Origin of the sequence: Paracidovorax citrulli (genome assembly GCF_900100305.1) — a bacterium.
Taxonomy (GTDB): Bacteria; Pseudomonadota; Gammaproteobacteria; order Burkholderiales; family Burkholderiaceae_C; genus Paracidovorax; species Paracidovorax citrulli.
In genome coordinates this window covers 26,137-48,593 of record NZ_FNEY01000029.1, presented here as the reverse complement: position 1 = coordinate 48,593, position 22,457 = coordinate 26,137, and the positions used below count along the sequence as shown (strand labels likewise).

Sequence of the window (22,457 nt, the reverse complement as noted above, 5' to 3'; positions counted from 1 at the left end):
TACCATGCGCCACCCCTTCGATGCAAAGGATCGCCGCGTGACCACCGAAGCCCTGCTGGCCTATGCCCATTTCCTGGCCATCCTGACCATGGCCGTCTTCCTCGCGAGCGAGGCCGCGCTCTGCCGCAAGGAGTGGATGAATGCCGCCGTCGTGGAGCGCCTCGCGCGCGTGGACCTGATCTACGGCCTCTCGGCCCTGGCCGTCCTGGCCACGGGCCTGGCCCGCGTGGCCTGGGGCATGAAGGGCGCGGGGTGGTACTGGTCGCAACCGCTGCTGCACGCCAAGGTCACCCTGTTCGTGGTGATCGGCCTGCTGTCCATCGCCCCCACGATGCGCTTCCTGCGCTGGCGCAAGGCCCTGCGCGCCACCGGCGCACTGCCCGACGACGCCGCCATCCGCAGCACGCGCCGCCTCGTCATGATCGAAGCCCACCTGCTGGCCGTGATCCCGCTCCTCGCCGTCTTCCTCGCCCGGGGCGTCGGCGCCCGATAAAAGAAATGCGCCCGGAGGCCATGATGGCTTCCGGGCGCGATCCAGGTGAGGCGGTCAGCGAACGGCCTAGCAGACGTTTGTGTATCCAATGCCGGCGCCAATCAGGCACAGAGCACAGGCATAAGGGGGCAAAACCTAACCTCTCCAGCATGCTTCGCCAGTGGCCTTCACCCCCAAAGATTCAGAAGGCCGCGGAGCAGGCCATGCCAGCAGATGCCGTGGAACCGGCTTTGCCGGGCCACCGGCATCGTCCCCCTTCCCGCCGCGCGCAGCGCGGCGAGAGAAGGGGGAAAGGCGGCGCAGCCGCCTCAGGGGGATGTCACTTATTACTCAGGCATTCCTTCATGAACGCCTTGCGCTCGTCACCCTTGAGCGCCTTGGTCTTCGCATCGGCGTTGCAGGTCTTCATCTTGTCCTGCTGGGTGGCGGGCTTCTTGGCCGAGAGGCACTCCTTCATGAAGGCCTTGCGCTCGTCGCCCTTCTTGTCCTTGGCCTCGGCGTTGCAGGTGGTCATCTTGCCCTGCTGCGCGGTGTGGGCCTTGGCGGATGCCGCGCCGGGTGTGGACGCCGGTGCGGACGCCATGGCCGCGGCGGGGGCGGACGCGGCGGGGGCGGACGCGGCGGGCGTGTCGGCGGCGTGGGCCGTCGCGAAGGAGAGGGCCAGGCCGGCTGCGGCCATCATCGAAAGCAGCTTCTTCATGTAATGCTCCTGCGGGTGATGTAGGGGTTGGCGCCCCGGCCTCCGTTGCCGAAGGACGGGACTGTCCAGCTTAACGCCGCTGGTCGCCGGGCGGATGACGGGCCGGCCCGTAGAATCCGCGCATGCTCTCCGTCAAACAGGAATTGCTCGCGGCGCTGGCCGGCGAGCTGGAAAAACTCTCGCCCGGCTCCGCCGGGCGCGCCGCTTTCGAATCCCCCAAGGTGGCCGCGCACGGTGATTTCGCATGCACCGCCGCCATGCAGCTGGCCAAGCCGCTCAAGCTCAATCCGCGCGCACTGGGCGAACAGCTCAAGGCCGCGCTGGAGGCCACGCCGGCCTTCGCGCGCTGGGTCGATGCCATCGAGATCGCCGGCCCCGGCTTCCTGAACATCCGCCTCAAAGCCGCCGCCAAGCAGGAGATCGTGCGCGAGGTGCTGTCCGCCGGCGACCGGTTCGGCTACCAGAAGGACAACGGCCAGCGCGTGCTGGTGGAGTTCGTCTCCGCCAATCCCACGGGGCCGCTGCACGTGGGCCACGGCCGCCAGGCCGCCCTGGGCGATGCGATCTGCAACCTCTTCAGCACCCAGGGCTGGAGCGTGCACCGCGAGTTCTACTACAACGACGCGGGCGTGCAGATCGACACGCTCACCAAGAGCACGCAGCTGCGCGCCAGGGGCTTCAAGCCCGGCGACGAGTGCTGGCCCACCGATCCGGAGAACCCGGCCTCCAAGGCGTTCTACAACGGCGACTACATCCAGGACATCGCGAACGACTTCCTGGCGAAGAAGACCGTGAAGGCGGACGACCGCGAATTCACCGCCAACGGCGACGTCGAGGATTACGACAACATCCGCCAGTTCGCCGTGGCCTACCTGCGCAACGAGCAGGACAAGGACCTGCAGGCGTTCAACCTGCATTTCGACCAGTACTACCTGGAGTCCAGCCTCTACACCTCGGGCCGCGTCGAGGCCACCGTGAACCGCCTGGTCGAGAAGGGCCACACCTACGAGCAGGACGGCGCGCTGTGGCTCAAGTCCACCGACTACGGGGACGACAAGGACCGCGTGATGCGCAAGAAGGACGGCACGTACACGTACTTCGTGCCCGACGTGGCCTACCACATCGCCAAATGGGAACGCGGCTTCGCCAAGGTCGTGAACATCCAGGGCACGGACCACCACGGCACCATCGCGCGCGTGCGCGCCGGCCTGCAGGCGGCCGACGTGGGCATTCCGCAGGGCTACCCCGACTACGTGCTGCACACCATGGTGCGCGTGGTCAAGGGCGGGGAAGAGGTCAAGATCAGCAAGCGCGCGGGCAGCTACGTGACGCTGCGCGACCTGATCGAATGGACCAGCAAGGACGCGGTGCGCTTCTTCCTGCTCTCGCGCAAGCCCGACACGGAGTACACCTTCGACGTCGATCTGGCGGTGGCGCAGAACAACGACAACCCGGTCTATTACGTGCAGTACGCGCATGCGCGCATCCAGTCGGTGCTGCGGGCTTGGGCAGAGGCCGGCGGCGGCGATGTCGCTTCGCTCAAGGACGTGGATCTGTCTGCCCTGGAGGGCCCGCAGGCCCAGGCCCTCATGCTGCAGCTCGCCAAGTACCCGGAGATGCTGACGGCCGCCGCCGAGGGCGAGGCCCCGCACGATGTGACCTTCTACCTGCGCGACCTGGCCGCCAGCTACCACAGCTATTACGACGCCGAGCGCATCCTCGTGGACGACGAGGCCGTCAAGCTCGCCCGCCTCGCGCTGGTCGCCGCCACGGCGCAGGTATTGCACAATGGCCTGAAGGTGCTGGGCGTGGACGCGCCCGCGAGAATGTGAACCATATGACCAAGAAGCAGCAACGCGGCGGCTCGGCCGTCGGCTTCATCCTGGGGATCGTCGTGGGGCTGGGCGTCGCGCTCGCCGTGGCGGTGTACGTGACCAAGGTGCCCGTGCCGTTCCTCAACAAGGGCGGGGCGCGCGGCTCCGACCAGGATGCCCTCGAGTCCCAGCGCAACAAGAACTGGGATCCGAATTCGCCCCTGTACGGCAAGAACCCGGCTCGCCCCGCCACGCCGGCGGCCAGCACGCCGGCCGTGGCGGGCGTCGTGCCGGCCCCGGCCAGCACCCCCGCATCCGCCGCGGTGGCGGCCGCTTCCACGCCGCGTGCCGGCGCGAGCAAGCCGACCGCCGGTGCCTCGTCGGCCGATCCGCTGGGCGACCTGGCGCGTGCGCGCGCCGCGGCCGGCGCCGAGCCTTTCGACTACTTCGTGCAGGCCGGCGCCTTCCGCACGCAGGCCGATGCCGACGCGCAACGCGCCAAGCTCGCCATGCTGGGCTGGGAGGCCCGCGTGAGCGAGCGCGAGCAGAACGGCCGGACGGTGTTCCGCGTGCGCGTGGGCCCGTTCACCAAGCGCGACGATGCCGAGATGCTCAAGGAGAAGCTGGACGGCGCCGGTGTGGAGTCCGCGCTGGTGCGCGTGCAGCACTGAGCCACTGAACTTTGCCGCCCTGCGCGGCTCCCAATCCTCCAGATACCGTAACCAGGAGTGCCCTTTTCCATGAAACGCCGCGAGTTCTCCCTCTCCGCCGCCACCGCCGTGGCCGCTTCCGCCGTCACGCTGCCGGTGGCCACGCCCGCCTTCGCGCAGGCGCGCCAGTTCAAGGAGGGCAAGGACTACACCCGCCTGGCCAAGCCGGCACCCACCGATGCACCCGCCGGCAAGGTCGAGGTCATCGAGTTCTTCTGGTACAGCTGCCCGCACTGCAACGCCTTCGAGCCCACGCTCGAGGCCTGGATCAAGTCCGCTCCGAAGGACCTGGTGGTCCGGCGCGTTCCGGTGGCCTTCAATTCCAGCTTCGCCGCGCAGCAGAAGCTGTATTTCGCCCTGGAAGGCATGGGCAAGCTGCCCGAGGTGCACGCCAAGGTGTTCCGCGCCGTGCACGTGGAGAAGGTGCCGCTCAACAAGGATGACCAGATCTTCGACTGGATCGGCAAGCAGGGCCTGGACGTGGCCAAGTTCAAGGAGGTGTACAACTCCTTCACCGTCTCCAACCAGCTGCGCAAGGCCGCCCAGCTGCAGGATGCGTACGGCGTCGAAGGCGTGCCCGCCATGGGGGTGGCCGGCCGGTTCTACACCGACGGCACCATGGCCGGCAGCATGCAGAACGTGCTGCAGGTCGTGGAATACCTGGCGGGCGTGGCTCGCAAGGGCTGACCATCCCTGCCGGGGCTCCGCCCTCCGCCCCGCACGAGCCCGCTCCGGCGGGCTTTTCCTTTCCGGCGGCTGCGCTGCCGCAGCGGAGGACTACAATCTTTGCAAGATTCGTGCCCTCTATGAGACCCAGACTCCTCCCCACCCTTCTTCTGCTGGCGTCCATGGCATTCGCCGTGGGGCCGGCCCAGGCCGAAAAAGCCGATCGCAACAAGCCGATGAACATCGAGGCCGACGCACTGCGCCACGATGAGCTCAAGCAGACAAGCGTGTTCACCGGACGCGTGGTGGTGACCAAGGGCACCATCGTGCTGCGCGGCACCCGGCTGGACGTGCGCCAGGACCCCGACGGGTTCCAGTACGGCACGATGACGGCCGAGCCCGGCAAGCGGGCTTTCTTCCGCCAGAAGCGCGACACCGCGCCGGGCGCCCCGGACGAGTTCGTCGAGGGCGAAGGCGAGGTGATCGAGTACGACGGACGGGCCGACCTGGTGCGGCTGATCCGGCGCGCGGAGCTGCGCCGCTACCGGGAGTCCACCCTCACCGACGAGATGGCCGGCGCGCTGATCGTCTACAACAACACCACCGACATCTTCACCGTGGACGGCCAGAAAACCGCGCCCGGGGGCGCCGCGTCGTCCGGCACGCCCGGCGGGCGCGTGCGCGCGGTGCTCTCGCCCAAGGAGTCCGCTTCGGCCCCCGCCGCGGCGCCCGCGCCGGGGGCCGCGCCCGCGCTGCGCCGCAGCAACGAACTGGGCAGCGGGGCGAAGTGAGCATGGCGGCTTCCCACCCACCGGGCGCCGCGGCGGCACCGGCGTCGGACGCGCCGAGCCGCCTGGAGGCGATGCATCTCGAGAAGTCCTACGGCACCCGCAAGGTGGTCAAGGACGTTTCCATGGTCGTGCAGAAGGGCGAGGTCGTCGGCCTGCTCGGCCCGAACGGCGCGGGCAAGACCACGTCGTTCTACATGATCGTGGGTCTGGTGCGCAGCGACGGCGGCGATATCCGCATCGACGGGCAGTCGGTGGCGAACATGCCGATCCACCGGCGCTCGCGCCTGGGGCTGTCGTACCTGCCGCAGGAGGCCTCGATCTTCCGCAAGCTTTCCGTGGAGGAGAACGTGCGCGCCGTGCTGGAGCTGCAGCGCGACGACGACGGCCGGCCGCTGTCACGCGCGGAGATCGAGGAGCGCCTCACCGCGCTGCTGCAGGAGCTGCGGGTGGACCACCTGCGCGCCTCGCCCGCGCTCGCGCTCTCGGGCGGCGAGCGCCGCCGCGTGGAGATCGCGCGCGCGCTGGCCACGCAGCCGCGGTTCATCCTGCTGGACGAGCCGTTCGCGGGCATCGACCCTATCGCGGTGATCGAGATCCAGCGCATCATCGGCTTCCTGAAGGCACGCGGCATCGGCGTGCTCATCACCGACCACAACGTGCGCGAGACGCTGGGCATCTGCGACCACGCCTTCATCATCAGCGACGGTCGGGTGCTCGCGCAGGGTACTCCCTCGGAGATCGTGGACAACGCAGAAGTGCGCCGCGTGTACCTCGGCGAACACTTCCGCATGTGATGAAGCCGGGACTGTCGCTGCGCATCTCGCAGCATCTGGCGCTGACGCCGCAACTGCAGCAATCGATCCGGCTGCTGCAGCTGTCCACGCTGGAGCTGTCGCAGGAAGTCGAGCAGATGCTCGACGAGAACCCCTTCCTGGAGCGCAACCCGGACGAGGCACCGCGCGAGGAGTTCGGGCTGCTGCAGGCGGATGCGCCGGTGAGCGACGCCGACCGCGGGGCGGAGGAGTCCCTCTATTCGCCGGCCAGCGGGGCGGTGGAGACGGCGGCCTCGGCGCCGGGCGAGGGCGCATCCGAAGGATCGGAGGCGCCGGAAGCTCCCGATGCGCCGGACTGGGAGGGCGACGGCACCGTCGAGATGGCGCCCGACGACGGCGAGTGGGGCGGCGAGGCGCCCGCGCGCACGCGCAACCAGCTGGGGGACGAAGACGACACGGACGCGACCGAACTCGCGCGCGAGCACGAGTCGCTCACCGATTACCTGCACCGGCAGGCGCTGTCGCTGCGCCTGTCGGAGGTGGACCGCGCGGCGCTGCGCTTCCTGATCGAATCGCTGAACGACGACGGCTACCTCGACGAATCGCTGGAGGCACTGGCCGTGGCCCTCGCGGGCGAGGAAGACCCCGAGCAGGTGGAGGAACTGGTGCATCGCTTCACGGTGGCGCTGCGGCTGCTGCAGAGCCTGGAGCCCGTGGGCGTGGGCGCGCGCGGCCTGAGCGAATGCCTGGCGCTGCAGCTGCGGGCCCTGCAGGAAGATGGCGACGCGGAGCCCGAAGTGCTGCAGGCGGCGCTGCGCATCTGCAATCAGCCGCTGGAGATGCTGGCGCGGCGCGACGTGCGCCGGCTCGCGCAGGGTTGCGGTGCCGGCGAGGAGTGCACGCGCGCGGCGATGGCGCTCATCGCGCGGCTGGAGCCCCGGCCGGGCCGGGCTTTCGCGCAGGTCGAGCGCAACATCATCGTGCCCGACGTGATCGTGAAGAAGAGCAGTGGCCGCGGGGCCGCGCATGCGTTCACCGTGCAGCTCAACCCGGATGTCATGCCGCGGCTGCGCGTGCACGACATCTATGCCGGGGCGCTGCGCGGCAACCGCGGCGGCGAGGGGCACCAGGCGCTGCAGCAGCGGCTGCAGGAAGCGCGTTGGTTCATCAAGAACATCCAGCAGCGGTTCGACACCATCCTGCGCGTCTCGCGCGCCATCGTGGACCGGCAGAAGAACTTCTTCGTGCATGGCGAGCTGGCCATGCGGCCGCTCGTGCTGCGCGACATCGCCGACGAGCTGGGGCTGCACGAATCGACGATCAGCCGGGTGACCACGGCCAAGTACATGGCCACGCCCCAGGGTACCTACGAGCTGAAGTATTTCTTCGGCTCGGGCCTGGGCACGGAAACGGGCGGCAATGCGTCGAGCACGGCCGTGCGTGCGCTGATCAAGCAGTTCGTCGCGTCGGAGAGCCCGGCCAAGCCGCTGTCGGACAGCCAGATCGCGGAGATGCTCAAGGAGCAGGGCATCGAATGCGCGCGCCGCACGGTGGCGAAATACCGCGAGGCGCTGAAGATCGCACCGGCCAACCTGCGCAAGGCGCTGTAAAGGCCGGCCGCCGAGGGGCGGCATTCAGCCGAGCAGGCCAGGATTCATGCGCCAGAGGGTGTAGTTGAGGGCTCCGGCGAAACTGATCCAGGCCAGGTAGGGCAGCAGCAGAAGCCCCGCCAGCGTCCGCAGGCGCAGGAAGGCCACGAACGTGGCGGCCACGCAGATACCCAGCAGGGCGATGTCCGCCAGGGCCCAGGCACCCCGGTGCCACTGGAAGAACAGCCAGCTCCAGAGCGCGTTGAGCGCCAGCTGGGCGCAGAACAGCGCGAGCGCCTGCCGCCGCGCCTTGCCCGCGGGCTCGCGCCAGACCAGCCAGGCGGCGATGCCCATGAGGGTGTAGAGCACGCTCCAGACGGGGCCGAAGACGCCGGGGGGCGGAGCCCACGGCGGCTGCACCAGCTGCGCATAGAACTGCGGTGCCTGCACCGAGGCCACGCTGCCGGTGCCTGCGGCGATGAAGCACAGCAGCAGCCAGCCCGCGAGGGCCAGCCAGGTGTGGAACGACAGGGGCGCGCGGCGCGCGCTGGCCGTGGCGGGGGAGGGTGGAGTGGATGGGGAGGTCATCATGCCTCCATCATCGCCGCCACGGCGCCTGCCGCGCCAGCCACGGCCGCGAGTACCTTTTCAGGCGCGTCCGGCAGGCGCGCCGAGCGCCGGATGGCGTGGCGCGTGGGTGGCGGAGCCATGGGCCTCGAGCCTGAAGCCGGCGACGGCATCGGCGAGCTGGTGGGCCTGCTGCTGCAGCGACTGGGCGGCGGCGGTGGCCTGCTCGACGAGAGCGGCGTTCTGCTGGGTGCTCTGGTCCATCTGGCTGACGGCGCTGCCGATCTCGGCGATGCCGGTGCTCTGCTCCTGGCTGGCGCTGCTGATCTCGGCGACGATGGCGGTGACGCGCTGCACGCTCTCGACGACCTCCTGCATGGTGGAGCCGGCGTCCTGCACGAGGCGGCTGCCGGCGTTGACCTGCTGCACGGAGTCGTCGATGAGGGACTTGATCTCCTTGGCGGCGGTGGCCGATCGCTGCGCGAGGGTGCGGACCTCGGAGGCGACGACGGCGAAACCCCGGCCCTGCTCGCCGGCGCGTGCGGCCTCGACGGCGGCGTTGAGGGCGAGGATGTTGGTCTGGAAGGCGATGGAATCGATGACGCCGATGATGTCCACGATCTTGCGCGAGGAGGCATCGATGCCGCCCATGGTCTGCACGACCTGGCCGACGACGGTGCCGCCGTGGGCGGCGATCTGCGAAGCGTTGGCGGCCAGGTGGTTGGCCTGGCGGGCGTTCTCGGCGTTCTGCTGGACGGTGGCGGTGAGCTGTTCCATGGCGGCGGCGGTCTCCTCCAGGGAGCTGGCCTGCTGCTCGGTGCGGCCGGAGAGGTCCTGGTTGCCGCTGGCGATCTCGCTGGTGGCCAGGCGCACGGCTTCGGAGGAGGCGCGGATGCGCACGAGGACGGCGGCGATCTTGTCCACGAAGTGGTTGAAGGCGCGGGAGATCTGGGTGAGCTCGTCGCTGCCGTGGGTGTCGAGGCGGCGGGTGAGGTCGCCTTCGCCGGAGGCGATGTCCTCCAGGGCGTCGCGCACGACGGCGAGGCGGCGCAGCTGGCGGCTGACGGCGTAGGTGAGCAGGCCGACGGCGGCGAGCATGCACAGCACGGTGATGGCGACGGCGACGTTGAGGAGTTCGCGCACGGGGCGGGTGGCTTCGGCGCGGTCGATGGCGATGGCCAGGATCCAGGGCGTGCCTTCCACCTTCGCGGCGTAAAGCATCTGGTCCGCGCCCTTGGCGGCCACTTCCGCATGGCCCCCGTCCGCCGCGAGCCGCTGCAGCAGCGCGGCGTCGATGCCGGAAGCGAGCGCGGAAACCGGGTTGAGGGCCAGCTGGGGATCCGCCTGTGCGAGCAGGCGGCCCTGCTCATCGACGAGCATGGCGAAGCTCCTGGATGTGGGCTGGATGGCGGTCACCATGCGGCCGACGGTCTCCAGCAGCATGTCGGCAGCCACGACGCCGGAGAGCTGCCCGGCCGGGCCCCAGGGCTCGGCGAAGGTGATGAGGAGCTTGCCGGAGCTGGCACCGATGTAGGCCGGCGTCACGATGGGGCCGCCGGCCTGCATGGCCTGCTTGTACCAGCCGCGGGACGTACCGTCGTAGCCGTCGGGCACCGGGTGCAGGAAGGCGATCCGCTTGTCCGCATGGACCAGGTAGGCATCGTCCAGCGCGCCGGCCTGTTTCGCGGCCTGCAGGAACGGGATCGGGTCCGGCTGCGTGGCCGCGATCCGGATGGAACTGGCGATGCGCTGCTTTTCCTTCACCCAAGTGGTGATCTCGCCGGCATGCAGGCGCGTGAGCTGGCCGATGCGTTCGTCCAGGCCTGAAAGCGTATTGCCGCGCACGACGAAGAAGGTGGCCAGCGCCAGCGCGATGAGCGACAGGGCGGTGATGGCGATGCAGATCCCGATGAGGCGGGCGCGAAGGCTATGGAACATCGACGGACTCCAGGGGGGACGGCCTGTGGCAGGGGGATCGCCGGTTATCGTTTATTGCTGAACTTTATCAACAGAATGAAACATTTGTTCTGCATGGTGGAAAAATAAAGGCGGGGGATTGCATTGGCGGCAAGGCGTATCCTCTCGCCTGCGTTATGAATTCATTGCAAATCTTTCTGCCTTGCGCCGCCGGCGTGGAAGGCTTCCTGGCCGACGAGGTCCATGGCATCACCGGCCTGACGGGCCACGACCTGCTCACGGGGCGCGGCGGCGTGATGGCCCGCGCGTCGTGGCGCGAGGCGCTGCGGCTGAACCTTCACAGCCGCCTCGCGCAACGGGTGCTGGTGCACCTGGCCGAGCGGATGTACCGCTCCGAGAACGATCTCTACGCCATCGCGTCCGGGATCGCCTGGGAGATCTGGTTCACTCCGCGCCAAAGCTTCCGTATCGATGTCACTGCCCAGCACAGCCCGCTCCAGAGCCTGAATTTCGCGGCACTGCGGGTGAAGGACGCGGTCGCCGACCGTTTCCGCGCGAAAGCCGGCGGCGTGCGGCCCGACGTGGACACGCAGCGGCCGGACGTGCGCATCCATCTGCACCTCACCACGGACCAGGCCACGGTCTATATCGACACCTCGGGCGAGCCGCTCTTCAAGCGCGGCTGGCGGGAGGACAAGGGGGATGCGCCGCTCAAGGAAACGCTCGCCGCGGCCATGATCGCCGCCAGCGGCTGGGACCCGCTGGGCGACGCGCCCGTGCCGCTGTACGACCCCTGCTGCGGCAGCGGCACGATCGCCATCGAGGCCGCGCAGATGGCCTGCCGCATTCCCCCCGGCCTGCGCCGGCGCTTCGCCTTCGAGAAACTGCTGCCCTTCCAGGCGCACGTCTGGAATGCGCTGCGAGAGGAAGCGCAGGACGGCATCGTGCCGGCCGCCGTGCCGGTGTTCGGCAGCGACGTGTCGCACCGCATGGTGGATTTCGCGCAGCGCAATGCCGAGCGCGCGGGCGTCGCCCAGGCGGTGCAGTTGCGTGGCGGAGACGCGCTGCAGCGCATGCCGCCCGGCGACCGGCCCGGCGTGATGCTGCTCAACCCGCCCTACGGCGAGCGCATCGCCGCGGCCGGCACGGCGGGGCGCAGCGCGCGGGAGCGCATGGGCGTGGTCGAGCGCGCCGGCCGGGAGACCGCGCAGACCGAGGATGGCGGGGATTTCTTCCTGCAGCTCGCCGCGCACTGGAAGAAGCACTACGCGGGCTGGCAGGCCTGGATGCTCACGCCCGACCTGAAGCTGCCCGGCAAGATGCGGCTGAAGGAGTCGCGCCGCGTACCGATGTGGAACGGGCCGATCGAATGCCGGCTGTTCCGCTTCGACATGGTGCAGGGCGCCGTGCGCCCCCGGGCGGAGGGCGCGGCGCCGCCGCCGGCGGATGCGCCTGCCGGCCCCGGAAGCGCGGCGGACGCGGGCCGGAACCATGCCGGTTGAACTGTGCCTGCCCGCGCGGGCCGCGGAGGGTGAACCGGTGCGCTGCGTGGTGGTGGACACCAACGTGGCCCTGGACCTGCTGATCTTTTCCGATCCGCGCACGGGGCCGCTGCGGCAATTGCTGGCCCAGGGCCGGCTGGCGTGGATCGCCACGCAGGTCATGCGCGACGAGCTCGAGCGCGTGCTGGCCTACGCGCACATCGTGGAGCGCATGGACTTCTACCGGGTGGACGCCGCGCGGGTGCTCGCGGCGTTCGATGCCCAGGCGCGCCTGGTGGAGATCGCGCCGCGCGTGGCCTATGTCTGCAAGGACGCGGACGACCAGAAGTTCATCGACCTGGCGGCGGCCCACCGCGCCATCCTGCTGTCGAAGGACAAGGCCGTGCTCTGCATGCGCAAGCGGCTCCTGAACATGGACGCGCACGTGGCCACGGCCCTGGTGCTGGAGGCCGTGCAGCCGGAAGCCGCCTGAACGCGGCACCGGCGTTTCAGCCCTCGTCGAACTGGAAACCCTCCGCGGGATGCAGGGACCAGCCGCCGTCGCCCGTGAGCACCAGCACGTGGGTATGGTGTGCCAGCACGGCCGGCCGGTGCGCGATGCTGATGACCGATGCCCCGCTGGCGCGCACGCGCTCGTAGAGGGCGGCCTCGTTGGCGCTGTCCAGCGCGCTGGTGGCCTCGTCGAGGATGACGGTGCGGGGCTGCCGCACCAGGACCCGCGCGAAGGCCAGCCGCTGCTGCTCGCCGATGGACAGCTCCTTTTCCCAGTCGCGCACGGCGTCCAGGCCCCCGACGCGGCCGGCGAGGTCGGGCAACTGCACGGCGTTGAGTACCTCCAGCAACTGCTCATCCGCAAGATCGGTGTCGCGGGCGGGGTAGATCATCTGGCTGCGCAGCGTGCCCGGCTGCATGTAGGGCCGCTGCGGCAGGAAGAACACGCTGTCCATCGGCGGGTGGTGCACCACGCCCCGGCCGTCGCGCCACAGGCCGGCCAGTGCGCGCAGCAGCGAGCTTTTGCCGCAGCCGCTGGCACCGGTGATGAGCAGCGCATCGCCCGGCTGCAGGTCCAGGGAGAGATCGCGCACCAGCAGGCGCGCGAAGCGGGGCGTGTAGAGGTCCAGCCCTTCGACGGCGAAACGCTCGCCCTCCCGGGCCTCGATTTCGCCGCACGCCTGCGGCGACAGCGCGGCCACCGGAGCCGCCGCGGTGGCGGACGGGACTCCGCCCCGCCGGCGCGCACGGCGCTGCTCGCGGCGTTGTTCGCGGAGCTGCCGGCGTGCGGCCGCGGCGGCCTCCGGCTCCATGGGCTCGGGCGTCCTGCGGTCCGCGGGCGCTTCCAGGGCCTGGCGCAGGGTGTCGAGCCGGCCGATGCCCGCGACGAAGCGGCTCAGGTTTTCGAAGTTGTCCACGATCAGCGACACCGAGGCCAGCACCGCCGCGAACGCGCCGCCGGCCTGTATGGCGCGGCCCACTTCCATGTCGCCAGAGAGCACGGCGTCGGCCAGGATGATGCTGGGAATGACCAGGGTGAGCTGGCTGAAGGCCCGCTGGAAGAGGTTCAGCGAGCGCTGGCGCTTGATGAGGCGGGCGTAGTTGTTGAATACGGCCTGGAAACTGTGATCGAGCTGGGCGCGCTCCTGCGCCTCGCCGCGGTAGAACGCGATGGATTCGGCGTTCTCCCGCAGGCGCATGAGCCCGAAGCGGAAGTCCGCCTCGCGCCGCAGCTGCCAGAAGTTCAGCCGGATGAGTGGGGCGCCGAACACGTAGAGCGCCACCACCGTGCCCACGAGCGCATAGACCGCCAGGAATGCGACCAGCGCCTGCGAGATGGACCACAGCACCGCGCTGAACGCCACCAGCTGCATCATGGCGCCGATGAAGATCAGCAGGAAATGCGTGGAGCGGCCGGTGAAGCTGTTGATGTCCTCGCTGATGCGCTGGTCGGGGTTGTCCACCGTGCCTTCTGCATTCAACTCGTAGTAGCGGCGGCGGCCGAGGTAGCCGTCCAGGAAGCGGTGTGTCAGCCACCGGCGCCAGTGGTTCGCGAATGCATCGCGCATGTAGTAGTAGAAGGCATACACCGGCACGGCGAAGGCCAGCACGATGAGGCAGGTGCGCACCGCGTCCCAGAAGCGGCCGCGGTCCTGTGCGGCCAGCGCGGAGGTCATCTCCCCCGTGCGGTCGATGAGGCGCACGGCCAGGTGCGTTTCCAGCAGCATGAGCAGGATCAGCAGGCCCAACAGCGACCAGGCCGCGACCTTGCGGTCGCCCAGCCAGTAGGGCTTGGCGACGGCCATGAATTGCCGCCAGGCGGCCAGGGAGAGGGTCGGAGCCCGTGCGCCGGCAGCGGCCTTCGGATCGGGTTCGGCCGCGGTGGGCAGCGGCGCAGCGGCGGTGGCGGATGAAGGCATGCGGGGCGATGGCGGAACGGGGCGGGAGCGCTTGCCCGCACGATATGCGGGGGCTTCGGCCGTGGCCTGTCGGACGCCGCCCACGGGACATTACGGAAACGCCCCCGACCTGCCGCGCCACCGCGCGCGATCGCGGTGCTACGGCGCGAGCAGGTCGTAGGCGGCGCGTATGCGCTGCACGTCGCGGCCCCAGCGGCGGTCCTGGGGGAGGCGGCGCAGCCAGGCGAGGCGGCGCAGCGCCTGGGCCATGGTTTGCCGGAATTCGGGGCCATGGGCGGCCGTCCATGCGGCGACTTCGGCACGTGCCGGGGCCAGCGCGTCCGATGCGCGCAGGTAGAGCGCGGTGGAATGGGCGTAGCACAGGAGATCGCGCGCCTGGCAGACGGGCAGTGGCAGCGTGGCGGCCGGGTCGTCCTCGAAGTCCAGGTAGCCCACCACGCCGTCCGGGCAGCGCACGAGGTTGCGCGCGAAGGCCTGGCTGAGGCAGGTGCCGCGCGCATGCACCTGCGCGATCGCCGCGAGGCCCTGGCGCCAGAGTGCGAGCACCGTCTCCGGGCCGTCCCCGAGGTGGTGTTCTATTTCGTTGCCCAGGGAATGCGTATCCACCTCCGGCCGGCCCAGGTCCAGGGTGAGCAGGCCTTCGGCGCTATAGGCCAGCACCTCGGGCACGCGCAGCCCCAGGGCCGAGAAGGCGCGCAGTCGCCGTACCTCGGTGGCGATGCCTTCGGCCCCGCCCGGCGTGGGCACGGGGCGCAGCACGGGCAGGCCCAGCATGCCGGCGAGCAGGGCCATGGCCCGGTGCCGGCCGGGCCCGCGCACGGGCGCTGCGCGCTTGAGCCACACGCGCGTTCCGTCGGCCGCGATGTGGCTCTCCACCGCATGCACCTGCGAGGGCAGCCGCTCGCGCAGGAAGGCGTCCCAGTCGGGGCGCGCGGAGCGGTGCGCAGGACATGCAGGGGCGGTCGGTGGCGCCGGATCTGGCGGAAAGGCGGGCATGGACTGGACGAGGGGAAACAGGGGCGTCAGGGGGCGCGGCTACACTCGCCGCCTTGGAATGCGCAAGGCGGGCAATCCTGTCCGCCGCGGCGGCATCATAGAGCGATGGGCCGGCCCGCCGCTGTCCGCCTTTTTCCCCATCTTCTTCAAAATACGGCCTGCCCGCGCGTGCGCGCCGGCCAGGAGCCCCCCGATGACCGATCCCCACGCCCCCGCCGCCGATGCCTCTGGCGCCGTTCCCGCGCTCAGCAACGACGACCTCGATGAGCTGGACGCACTGCTCGACGACCTGCGTTCGCGCGCCGAGGAAATCCCGCAGTGGGAATTCTGCGACGGCTTCCTCACGGCCCTCGTCTGCACGCGCCGCGCCATCGCGCCGGCCGAATACCTGCCCATGCTGCTGGACGACGGCGGTCCGATGGACATCGTGGCCGAAGGGGAGGCGCTGCCGCGACTGCCGGCCTTCCAGGACGATGCGCAGCAGGCCCGCTTCGTCGAGTTGTGGATGCGCCGCTGGAACGAGGTGGCGGGCCAGCTCGAGGACACGGTGGAGTCGCTGGAGGACGACCGGGCCTTCCAGCCCGAGGTGATGGACATGCGCGGCGCGATCGCCTGCCTGCCCGAGGAGGAGCGCGCCGAGATGGCTGGCCAGGACGTGCCTTCGTTCGGTCAGGTCTGGGCGCTGGGCTTCATGTTCGCCGTGGAGAACTGGCCCGAGGAGTGGGCCGCGCCGCGCGACAAGGAGGCCGCGCAGTGGCTGGACGGCGCGCTCGACCACATCGTCGCGCTGACCGAGGACGACACCGGGCGCCCCGAGCACAACATGTATGCGGAGGATGGTCCGCCCAGCGTGAGCGAGGACCGGCTGGAAGTGTTCGGCGAGGCGATCTGGGCGGTCTATGACCTGCGCCAGCTCTGGAAGAGCATGGGCCCGCGCGTCGAATCGGTGCGCCGCGCGGACACGCCGGGCCGCAACGATCCGTGCAGCTGCGGCAGCGGCAAGAAATACAAGAAGTGCTGCGGAAACTGAGCACAACCCCCTGAGGCGCTGCGCGCCTTCCCCCTTCTCTCGCATCGCGATGCGATGCGGGAAGGGGGACGCCACCGGCGCGGCGGGGCGGCCCTTGCGCGGTGGCCGCTGGCGGGGCCGCGCTCACTGGCATCGCTCTGGATTTACATGACTTCTTCTTTCCTGACCCGCCTGCGCGCGGAGTGGGCGCCCAGCATTCCGCGTGAACTGCTGGCGGGCGCGGTCGCCACGTTCGCGCTCATTCCCGAGGTGATCGCGTTTTCGTTCGTTGCGGGCGTCGATCCGTCCGTGGGGCTCTTCGCCTCGTTCGTCATCAGCATCGTGATCGCCTTCGCGGGCGGGCGTCCGGCCATGGTGTCGGCGGCGGCCGGGTCGGTGGCGCTGGTGGCCGCGCCGCTGGTGCAGTCCCATGGCGTGGGCTACCTGTTCGCCGCGGGGCTGCTGGCCGGGGCGGTGCAGGTGGCCTTCGGCCTGCTGCGCATGGGGGTGCTGGTGCGCTTCGTTTCCAGCTCGGTGCGCACGGGCTTCGTGAACGCGCTGGCCGTGCTGATCTTCTCGGCCCAGTTGCCGCACCTGCAGGATGCCGGTCCGGCCACCTGGGGCATGCTGGCGCTGGGCCTGGCCGTCATCTACGGCCTGCCGCGCCTGGGCGCGTGGCTGGGCTGGCGCGCGCTCACCGCCATTCCGTCGCCGCTGGTCTGCGTCGTGGCGCTCACGGCGCTGGCCTCCGCGGCGGGCCTGCCGCTGCCCACCGTGGCCGATCTCGGCACGCTGCCCGATGCTCTGCCCGCCTTCGCGTTGCCCGGCGTGCCGTTCACGCTGGAGACGCTGCGCATCATCGCGTTGCCGGCGCTTGCGATCGCCTTCGTGGGCCTGCTCGAATCCGTGCTCACGGCCGCGGTGGTGGACGAGATGACCGACACGCCCAGCGACAAGAACCGCGAATGCGCCGCGCTGGGGCTGGCGAACATCGCCGCCAGCCTGACGGGCGGCATCGCAGGCTGTGGAATGATCGGCCAGGCGGTGGGCAACGTGAAATATGGAGGCCGCGGGCGCCTGTCCACCCTGTTCGCGGGCGTGTTCCTGCTGGTGCTGATGGTGGCGCTCAAGGACTGGGTGTCGCGCGTGCCGGTGATCGCGCTGGTGGCGATCATGGTGATGGTGTCAGCTTCCACGTTCGACTGGGCCTCGCTGCGCACCCTGGTGCGCCACCCCCGGACTTCCAGCGCCGTGATGCTGGCCACCGTGGCGGTGACGCTCGGCACGCACAACCTGGCGGCCGGTGTGGCCGTGGGGGTGGTGCTGAGCGGCGTGTTCTTCGCCTTCAAGGTGGCGCGCCTGCTCGATGTCCGCGCAGAGGACGACCAGGCCACCGGCCTGCGCACCTGGCGCGTGGCGGGCCAGGTGTTCTTCGCTTCGGCCGATGCGTTCATCGACGCCTTCGACATCCTGGCCGCCGAAGGCCGCCCGGTGCGCATCGATGTCTCGCGCGCGCACTTCTGGGACGTGACCGCCGTGGCCGCGCTGGACAAGGTGGTGCAGCGGCTGCGGCACCACGGCTGCTCCGTGGAGGTGGCCGGTTTGAACGAGGCCAGCGCCGGCCTCGTGGAGCGCGTGGGCGGTCCCTGACCGTCAGAAGCTCGTCCAGTCGTCCTCGCCCGAGCTGCCCGCCAGGGCCAGCGAAGGCGCGGGGGCCTTCGTGGGCACGGGCGCGGGTCGGCGGGCTGCCAGGGCCGGTGCGCGCGGCGGGGCAGGCACCCGGGCCGGGGCCGGCCTGGCGGCAGGCAGGGTGCCCGCCGTCGCCGGTGCCGCGACGGCGCGCGGTGCGGCCACGGGGACCGGTGCCGGGGCTGGCAGGCCCTGGTCGTGGTGGAGGCGGAACTGGCTCACCGCATCCACGAGCCTGCCGGCCTGTGCCCGGAGGCTGTCCGCGGCGGCGGCGCTTTCCTCGACCAGCGCGGCGTTCTGCTGCGTCACCTGGTCGAGCTGGCTCACCGCTTCGCTCACCTGGCCGATGCCCTGCGTCTGTTCCTGGGTGGCGGCGCTGATTTCGCTGATCAGGTCGTTCACGCGCTTGACCTGGGTGACGATGTCGGACATGGTCCGGCCGGCCTCCTCGACCTGCTGGCTGCCGGCCTCCACCTTCTCCACGCTGGTGGAGATGAGGGCCTTGATTTCCTTGGCGGCATCGGCGCTGCGCTGGGCGAGGCCGCGCACCTCGCTCGCCACCACCGCGAAGCCGCGGCCCTGCTCGCCGGCACGTGCCGCCTCCACCGCCGCGTTGAGCGCGAGGATGTTGGTCTGGAACGCGATGCCGTCGATGACGCCGATGATGTCCGAAATCCTGCGGCTGGAATCGGTGATGGCGCCCATGGTGCTCACCACCTGGCCCATCACCGTGCCGCCGCGCTCCGCGACCTCGCTGGCGGAATTCGCCAGTTGCGTGGCCTGGCGGGCGGTGTCGCCGTTGTGCTTCACGGTGGCCGTCAACTGCTCCATGGAAGCGGCCGTCTGCTGGAGGTTGGACGCCTGTTCCTCGGTGCGCTGGCTCAGGTCGGCGTTGCCGGTGGCGATCTGCGTGCTGCCCGTGGCGATGGAATCGCTGCTCTGCCGCACCTGCCCGACCACGCGGGCCAACTGATCGCGCATGTCCTTCATGCCGGCCAGCAGGCTGGACCGGTCTCCGGCGCGGGTGTCCACTTCCACGGCCAGGTTGCCCTGGGCGATCTGCCGCACGATGCCGGTCGCGTAGTCCGGTTCGCCGCCGAGCTGGCGCGTGATGGAGCGCGTGACCCAGATGCCCAGTGCGCCGGCCAGTGCCACGGCCAGCGCCGACCCGGCCAGGATCACGGCGGTATTGATGCCGCGCATCCGGTCGGCTCCCGCCTTGCGTTCGGCCAGCAGGCCCGATTCCGCCTGGTCCAGTTCCTTCTGCAGCGCCCGGAAGGCGTCCATGGCGGCCTTGTCCTTGCCCTGGCCGAACTGGGGCAGTAAATCCTGCAGGGTCCTGCTGCCCGCGGTGACTTCACGCCGCGCCTGGATGAGCCCGGACAGCACGGATGCGAATTCGGTTTCCCGGGCCTTCATGGCCTCCAGGCGCTGCTGCTGCACGGGATTGTCGGCCGTCATGCCCTTGATGTCGGCAAACGCCTCGTTGAATTCCCGGGCGCCGCCGTTCCATGGCTCCAGGTGCTTTTCGTCCCCACTGAGCAGGAAGCCGCGCGCACCGGTTTCCATGTTGATCATGCTCCTGAGCAGCGCGTTGGAGCGGTCGAGCACCTGGTAGGTGTGTTCATTCCACGATTCGGCTTCCGCGAGGCTGCGGCTGCTGACGAGCGCGGTGGCGGCCACGGCGACGAAGATGGCGATCACCAGGCCGAAAGCGATAAGCAGGCGCTGTGAAACGGTCAGGGAGCGGGCGGCCATGGATACCTCCAGGGAAAGTAGTCGTCTTTGCTCTTTGAGTTTGGATCCTATCTGAAATATTTGCTCATTATTTTTCGGAATTCACGAATTTCGCGTTATTGGACTACAGACATGCGTCGCATTCATCATTTGCTGACGAGATAGACACGCATTCTTTGCGCAGGGCGCGCAGGCGTGCCCGGCCCGGCGTAGCCGCAGGCGGTTCGCCAAGGGAGATAGAAGGAAGCGTGCAGAAGGGCGACAGGCACCGGATGAACCCGGGCCGCGGGCGGTCAGCGCAGCAGCCTTGCGAGCCCCGCGATCGCATGGTCGCGGGCGGCCGAGCGCACGGCGGCCCGGTCGCCCGGGAAGCGGCGCATTTCACTGTGCGTCGTGCCGCCCACGTGCCAGCCGAACCAGACGGTGCCCACGGGCTTGGCGGTACTGCCGCCTTCAGGGCCGGCCACGCCGGTCACGGACAGCGCCGCCTGCGCGCGGGAGTGGCGCACGGCGCCTTCCGCCATGGCGCGGGCCACGGCTTCGCTCACGGCGCCGTGCGTGTCGATGAGCGCGGCGGCCACGCCCAGCAGTTCCGTCTTGGCGGCATTGGAGTAGGTGACGAAGCCGCGCTCGAACCATCGGCTCGAGCCGGCCAGGTCGGTGCATGCGCCGGCGATCATGCCGCCGGTGCAGCTTTCGGCCGTGGCCAGCATCCAGCCGCGGGCCGGGAGCGCCTGTGCGAGGAGGGCGATGTCGCCGCTCACCACAGCACCCTCCAGAGTGCAATCACGAACAGCGCGCAGAACGCTGCCACGAAGTCGTCGAAGAGGATGCCCCAGCCGCCGCGCCAGCCGAAGCCTTTGAACAGCTGGTCCGCCCAGGCCACGGGCCCGGGCTTGGCGGCATCGAAAAAGCGGAACAGCGCGAACGCCGCGCACTGGCCCCAGAAGCCCATGGGCATTGCCAGCCAGAGCACGCACCAGAACGCCACGATCTCGTCCCACACCACGCATCCCGGGTCGGCCACGCGCAGGTGGCGGGCGGTGGTGGTGCAGGCCCACCAGCCCACGAGCGTGCCGGCCAGGATGAGCCCGCCGATCTGCAGGGGGGACAGCCACTGCTGCAGCAGCAGATAGGCCAGCCACGCCCAGGCCGTACCCACGGTGCCGGGCGCGCGCGGCGAGAGGCCTGCGCCGAAGCCCAGGGCGATCCAGTGCGCCGGGTGGGACCGCATGAAGGCGGCGCTGGCCCTGCGGGGGGCCGCGGCCGCTCCGGCCGCGGGCTGGGGAGGCAAGGCGTTCATCGGCGGTTCTCGTTCAGTTCCACGTCCTTGCCGTGGCGCACCACGTGCTCCGCCGTGAAGCGCGCCCCGGCGCCCGGCGCCAGGGGCTGCTGCCAGGCGACGATGCCGGCCGTGCCCTCCCAGGCGGTGGTGAGCGGGGACGGCGCGTAGCGGGATTCGACCTCGATCTTCGCGTCGCGCGACACGGGGGCTGTGTCGATCACCTGGAGCGTGATCGGGGTGGTATGGCGGTTCTCGACGCGGTAGGCGAGCTGGGTGCGGCGCTCCACGGCGGCGCCCGTGAAGCCGGCGGTGCCCGTGGTTTCAAGGGGCGACTCGGCGTGCACTTGCACGAGATCGTCCGGGCCGAACCACAGCGGCACCGTGCGCCCGCCGGGGGCCCCCGCATCCGTGGCCGAGGCGAAGTCCAGCCGGCCCTGGCCCACGAAGGCGCCATCGCGGTACAGGCCGACGGCCCCGGCCGGCCACACGCCGGCGGGCGGCGCGATCTCCGCCACCAGGTAGGCGGTTTCGCGCTGCGCGGGCACGGTGCGCGTGACGAGGCGGGCCCCGGCGTCGTGCGTGCCCAGCAGCAGCGTGGTGCGCTGCCCGCTCGCGGGCACGCTCAGGCGCCGCGGCACCTCGAAGCGCGTCGCGTAGCTGCCGGCCAGGGCGACGACGTCGAAGCGGGGCAGGGGCTCTTCCCCGGCGTCGGCGGATTCCGCCATGGGGGCCGGCGCGGGCGCCGCCATCGCCATCGCGGCCGGCAGCCGGGCGAGGCGGTACTGCGGCTCCGGCGGCGGCGCCACGTCCACCGTCCAGGTGCCGGGCCGCGGCCCTGCCGTGGCCCGCGCGGGGGCCTGGGTGGTGAGCACGAGCCGCACGTCGTTCCAGTCTTCGCCACTGCGCTGGGCCACGACGGCCAGCCGCTCGAGCACCACCGCGCCCGTGGCGGTGTCCAGCCGCGCGCGGTAGGCCGGCTGCCAGCCCGGGCCGCGCACCTGGTAGGACAGGCGCAGGCCGGCATCCCGGTCGGTGGCGAGGTTCACGGCCACGGAGACCACCTTGGCGCGTGGCCCGCCCGCCGTGCGGTCGCGTTCGGCACGCAGCGGCTTCAGGTCGCGCTCCAGCGCTTCCTGCCTGCGCAGCAGCGGCTGCAGGCGCACGAGGGTGTCGGCCGATGTCTTGCGCAGCGCTTCGGCGGTGGCCGGTATCTGGGCGGGGAGAACGGCCGGCGCCACGGTGGCCGCGGCCGCCGGCGGGCCGCCCTGGCCGTCCCGCGGGGCGCCGTCGGCGCTGGTGCCGCCGGCCAGGTGGTCGAGGTACCGGTCCGCGCGCCGCAGCGCCGCGATCTCGGCCTGCACACCCGCGATCTGGTCTTCGAGCGCCCGGACGCGGTCGTCCAGCGGGCTCGCGCAGTCGGCCGCCACGTCGCGGTCTTCGGTGGTGACCTTGAATTCGCCCACGCGCACGCCGGCATCCGCGCTGATCTGCAGGCTGTCCGGATCCAGGCTGGCGGGCAGGCAGGCGAAGGTGGCGCTGCGCGCGCCCGCGGCGATGCGCGCGCTGCGCTCGATCGTGGCGACGCCCGGCGCCACCGTCACCTGCGTGATGCGCGAGGCCACCACGGAGGGGCGCTCCTGCGCGCTGGCCATGCCGGCCGCCGCAAGCCACAGGCAGGCGGCAGCCGCGCGGCGCGCGCGCCGCGGGGGCGGGACGGGTGGCGCGGAAAGCGTGGAAAGCGTGGAATGGGCCGTGCCCGGGCATGCAGAGGACATCCGCGCTCCTTCTCTCTGGGTAGGACTGGGGGA

General features: G+C 70.6%; 20 protein-coding genes. 11 read left to right on the top strand and 9 right to left on the bottom strand.

The window, feature by feature from the left end; translation table 11 throughout:
• Positions 1-37 precede the first annotated feature (37 nt).
• The gene (locus tag BLR99_RS17630; RefSeq protein WP_017439339.1) at positions 38-493 is read left to right on the top strand and encodes a DUF2214 family protein; all 456 of its coding nucleotides are present in this window, start codon (positions 38-40) and stop codon (positions 491-493) included.
• A 319-nt stretch (positions 494-812) separates the two neighbouring features.
• Here BLR99_RS17630 and BLR99_RS17625 read toward each other — a convergent pair whose 3' ends face one another.
• Positions 813-1,193, bottom strand: coding sequence for a PsiF family protein (locus BLR99_RS17625; RefSeq protein WP_046060318.1), 381 nt, complete (start codon positions 1,191-1,193; stop codon positions 813-815).
• A 122-nt stretch (positions 1,194-1,315) separates the two neighbouring features.
• On the opposite strand from BLR99_RS17625, the gene argS reads away from it, so the two are divergent.
• The 6 genes from argS (at position 1,316) to BLR99_RS17595 (ending at position 7,557) form a co-directional block, all read left to right on the top strand.
• Positions 1,316-3,025 (top strand): arginine--tRNA ligase, encoded by a 1,710-nt coding sequence (argS, locus tag BLR99_RS17620; RefSeq protein WP_017439551.1) that lies wholly within the window; start codon positions 1,316-1,318, stop codon positions 3,023-3,025.
• Positions 3,026-3,030: 5 nt separating this feature from the next.
• Complete coding sequence (locus tag BLR99_RS17615; RefSeq protein ID WP_046060319.1) at positions 3,031-3,678, top strand: SPOR domain-containing protein; 648 nt, start codon at positions 3,031-3,033, stop codon at positions 3,676-3,678.
• 69 nt (positions 3,679-3,747) lie between these two features.
• Positions 3,748-4,404 (top strand): thiol:disulfide interchange protein DsbA/DsbL, encoded by a 657-nt coding sequence (locus BLR99_RS17610; RefSeq protein WP_017439849.1) that lies wholly within the window; start codon positions 3,748-3,750, stop codon positions 4,402-4,404.
• Positions 4,405-4,523: 119 nt separating this feature from the next.
• Positions 4,524-5,174, top strand: coding sequence for a lipopolysaccharide transport periplasmic protein LptA (gene lptA, locus BLR99_RS17605; protein ID WP_046060320.1), 651 nt, complete (start codon positions 4,524-4,526; stop codon positions 5,172-5,174).
• A gap of 2 nt (positions 5,175-5,176) precedes the next feature.
• The gene (gene lptB, locus BLR99_RS17600; protein WP_046060321.1) at positions 5,177-5,968 is read left to right on the top strand and encodes an LPS export ABC transporter ATP-binding protein; all 792 of its coding nucleotides are present in this window, start codon (positions 5,177-5,179) and stop codon (positions 5,966-5,968) included.
• A complete protein-coding gene (locus BLR99_RS17595; RefSeq protein ID WP_011793602.1) occupies positions 5,968-7,557 on the top strand; it encodes an RNA polymerase factor sigma-54 in 1,590 nt (529 codons plus the stop codon). The genes lptB and BLR99_RS17595 overlap by 1 nt, the downstream gene beginning before the upstream one ends.
• 24 nt (positions 7,558-7,581) lie before the next feature.
• Here the strand turns inward: BLR99_RS17595 and BLR99_RS17590 are convergent, their stop codons facing one another.
• On the bottom strand, positions 7,582-8,124 hold the full coding sequence (locus BLR99_RS17590) for a TspO/MBR family protein (protein ID WP_046060446.1): 543 nt from the start codon (positions 8,122-8,124) through the stop codon (positions 7,582-7,584).
• Positions 8,125-8,184: 60 nt separating this feature from the next.
• Positions 8,185-10,041, bottom strand: coding sequence for a methyl-accepting chemotaxis protein (locus tag BLR99_RS17585; RefSeq protein ID WP_046060322.1), 1,857 nt, complete (start codon positions 10,039-10,041; stop codon positions 8,185-8,187).
• Between the two features lie 155 nt (positions 10,042-10,196).
• Between BLR99_RS17585 and BLR99_RS17580 the strand changes: the two genes are divergently transcribed.
• Both BLR99_RS17580 and BLR99_RS17575 read left to right on the top strand, forming a co-directional pair.
• Positions 10,197-11,522, top strand: coding sequence for a THUMP domain-containing class I SAM-dependent RNA methyltransferase (locus BLR99_RS17580; protein ID WP_046060323.1), 1,326 nt, complete (start codon positions 10,197-10,199; stop codon positions 11,520-11,522).
• Complete coding sequence (locus BLR99_RS17575; protein WP_017440101.1) at positions 11,512-11,994, top strand: putative toxin-antitoxin system toxin component, PIN family; 483 nt, start codon at positions 11,512-11,514, stop codon at positions 11,992-11,994. Before BLR99_RS17580 ends, BLR99_RS17575 begins: the two co-directional genes overlap by 11 nt.
• A 16-nt stretch (positions 11,995-12,010) precedes the next feature.
• Here BLR99_RS17575 and BLR99_RS17570 read toward each other — a convergent pair whose 3' ends face one another.
• Both BLR99_RS17570 and BLR99_RS17565 read right to left on the bottom strand, forming a co-directional pair.
• On the bottom strand, positions 12,011-13,933 hold the full coding sequence (locus tag BLR99_RS17570; RefSeq protein ID WP_074687400.1) for an ABC transporter ATP-binding protein/permease: 1,923 nt from the start codon (positions 13,931-13,933) through the stop codon (positions 12,011-12,013).
• Positions 13,934-14,071: 138 nt separating this feature from the next.
• A complete protein-coding gene (locus tag BLR99_RS17565) occupies positions 14,072-14,929 on the bottom strand; it encodes a BUD32 family EKC/KEOPS complex subunit (protein ID WP_011793608.1) in 858 nt (285 codons plus the stop codon).
• A gap of 193 nt (positions 14,930-15,122) precedes the next feature.
• Here BLR99_RS17565 and BLR99_RS17560 point away from each other — a divergent pair, with 193 nt between their 5' ends.
• Positions 15,123-15,959: a YecA/YgfB family protein gene (locus BLR99_RS17560; RefSeq protein WP_011793609.1), complete on the top strand. Its 837-nt coding sequence runs from the start codon at positions 15,123-15,125 to the stop codon at positions 15,957-15,959.
• A gap of 147 nt (positions 15,960-16,106) precedes the next feature.
• Complete coding sequence (locus BLR99_RS17555) at positions 16,107-17,588, top strand: SulP family inorganic anion transporter (protein ID WP_011793610.1); 1,482 nt, start codon at positions 16,107-16,109, stop codon at positions 17,586-17,588.
• 3 nt (positions 17,589-17,591) lie between these two features.
• On the opposite strand, the gene BLR99_RS17550 is transcribed toward BLR99_RS17555, so the two are convergent.
• The 4 genes from BLR99_RS17550 to BLR99_RS17535 all read right to left on the bottom strand — a co-directional run bounded on the left by BLR99_RS17550 (position 17,592) and on the right by BLR99_RS17535 (position 22,424).
• On the bottom strand, positions 17,592-19,385 hold the full coding sequence (locus BLR99_RS17550; RefSeq protein ID WP_011793611.1) for a methyl-accepting chemotaxis protein: 1,794 nt from the start codon (positions 19,383-19,385) through the stop codon (positions 17,592-17,594).
• Between the two features lie 272 nt (positions 19,386-19,657).
• A complete protein-coding gene (locus BLR99_RS17545) occupies positions 19,658-20,131 on the bottom strand; it encodes a CinA family protein (protein WP_041827196.1) in 474 nt (157 codons plus the stop codon).
• Positions 20,125-20,667: a phosphatidylglycerophosphatase A family protein gene (locus BLR99_RS17540; protein WP_011793613.1), complete on the bottom strand. Its 543-nt coding sequence runs from the start codon at positions 20,665-20,667 to the stop codon at positions 20,125-20,127. Before BLR99_RS17540 ends, BLR99_RS17545 begins: the two co-directional genes overlap by 7 nt.
• On the bottom strand, positions 20,664-22,424 hold the full coding sequence (locus tag BLR99_RS17535) for a DUF4139 domain-containing protein (RefSeq protein ID WP_048857551.1): 1,761 nt from the start codon (positions 22,422-22,424) through the stop codon (positions 20,664-20,666). Before BLR99_RS17535 ends, BLR99_RS17540 begins: the two co-directional genes overlap by 4 nt.
• Between the last annotated feature and the right edge of the window lie 33 nt (positions 22,425-22,457).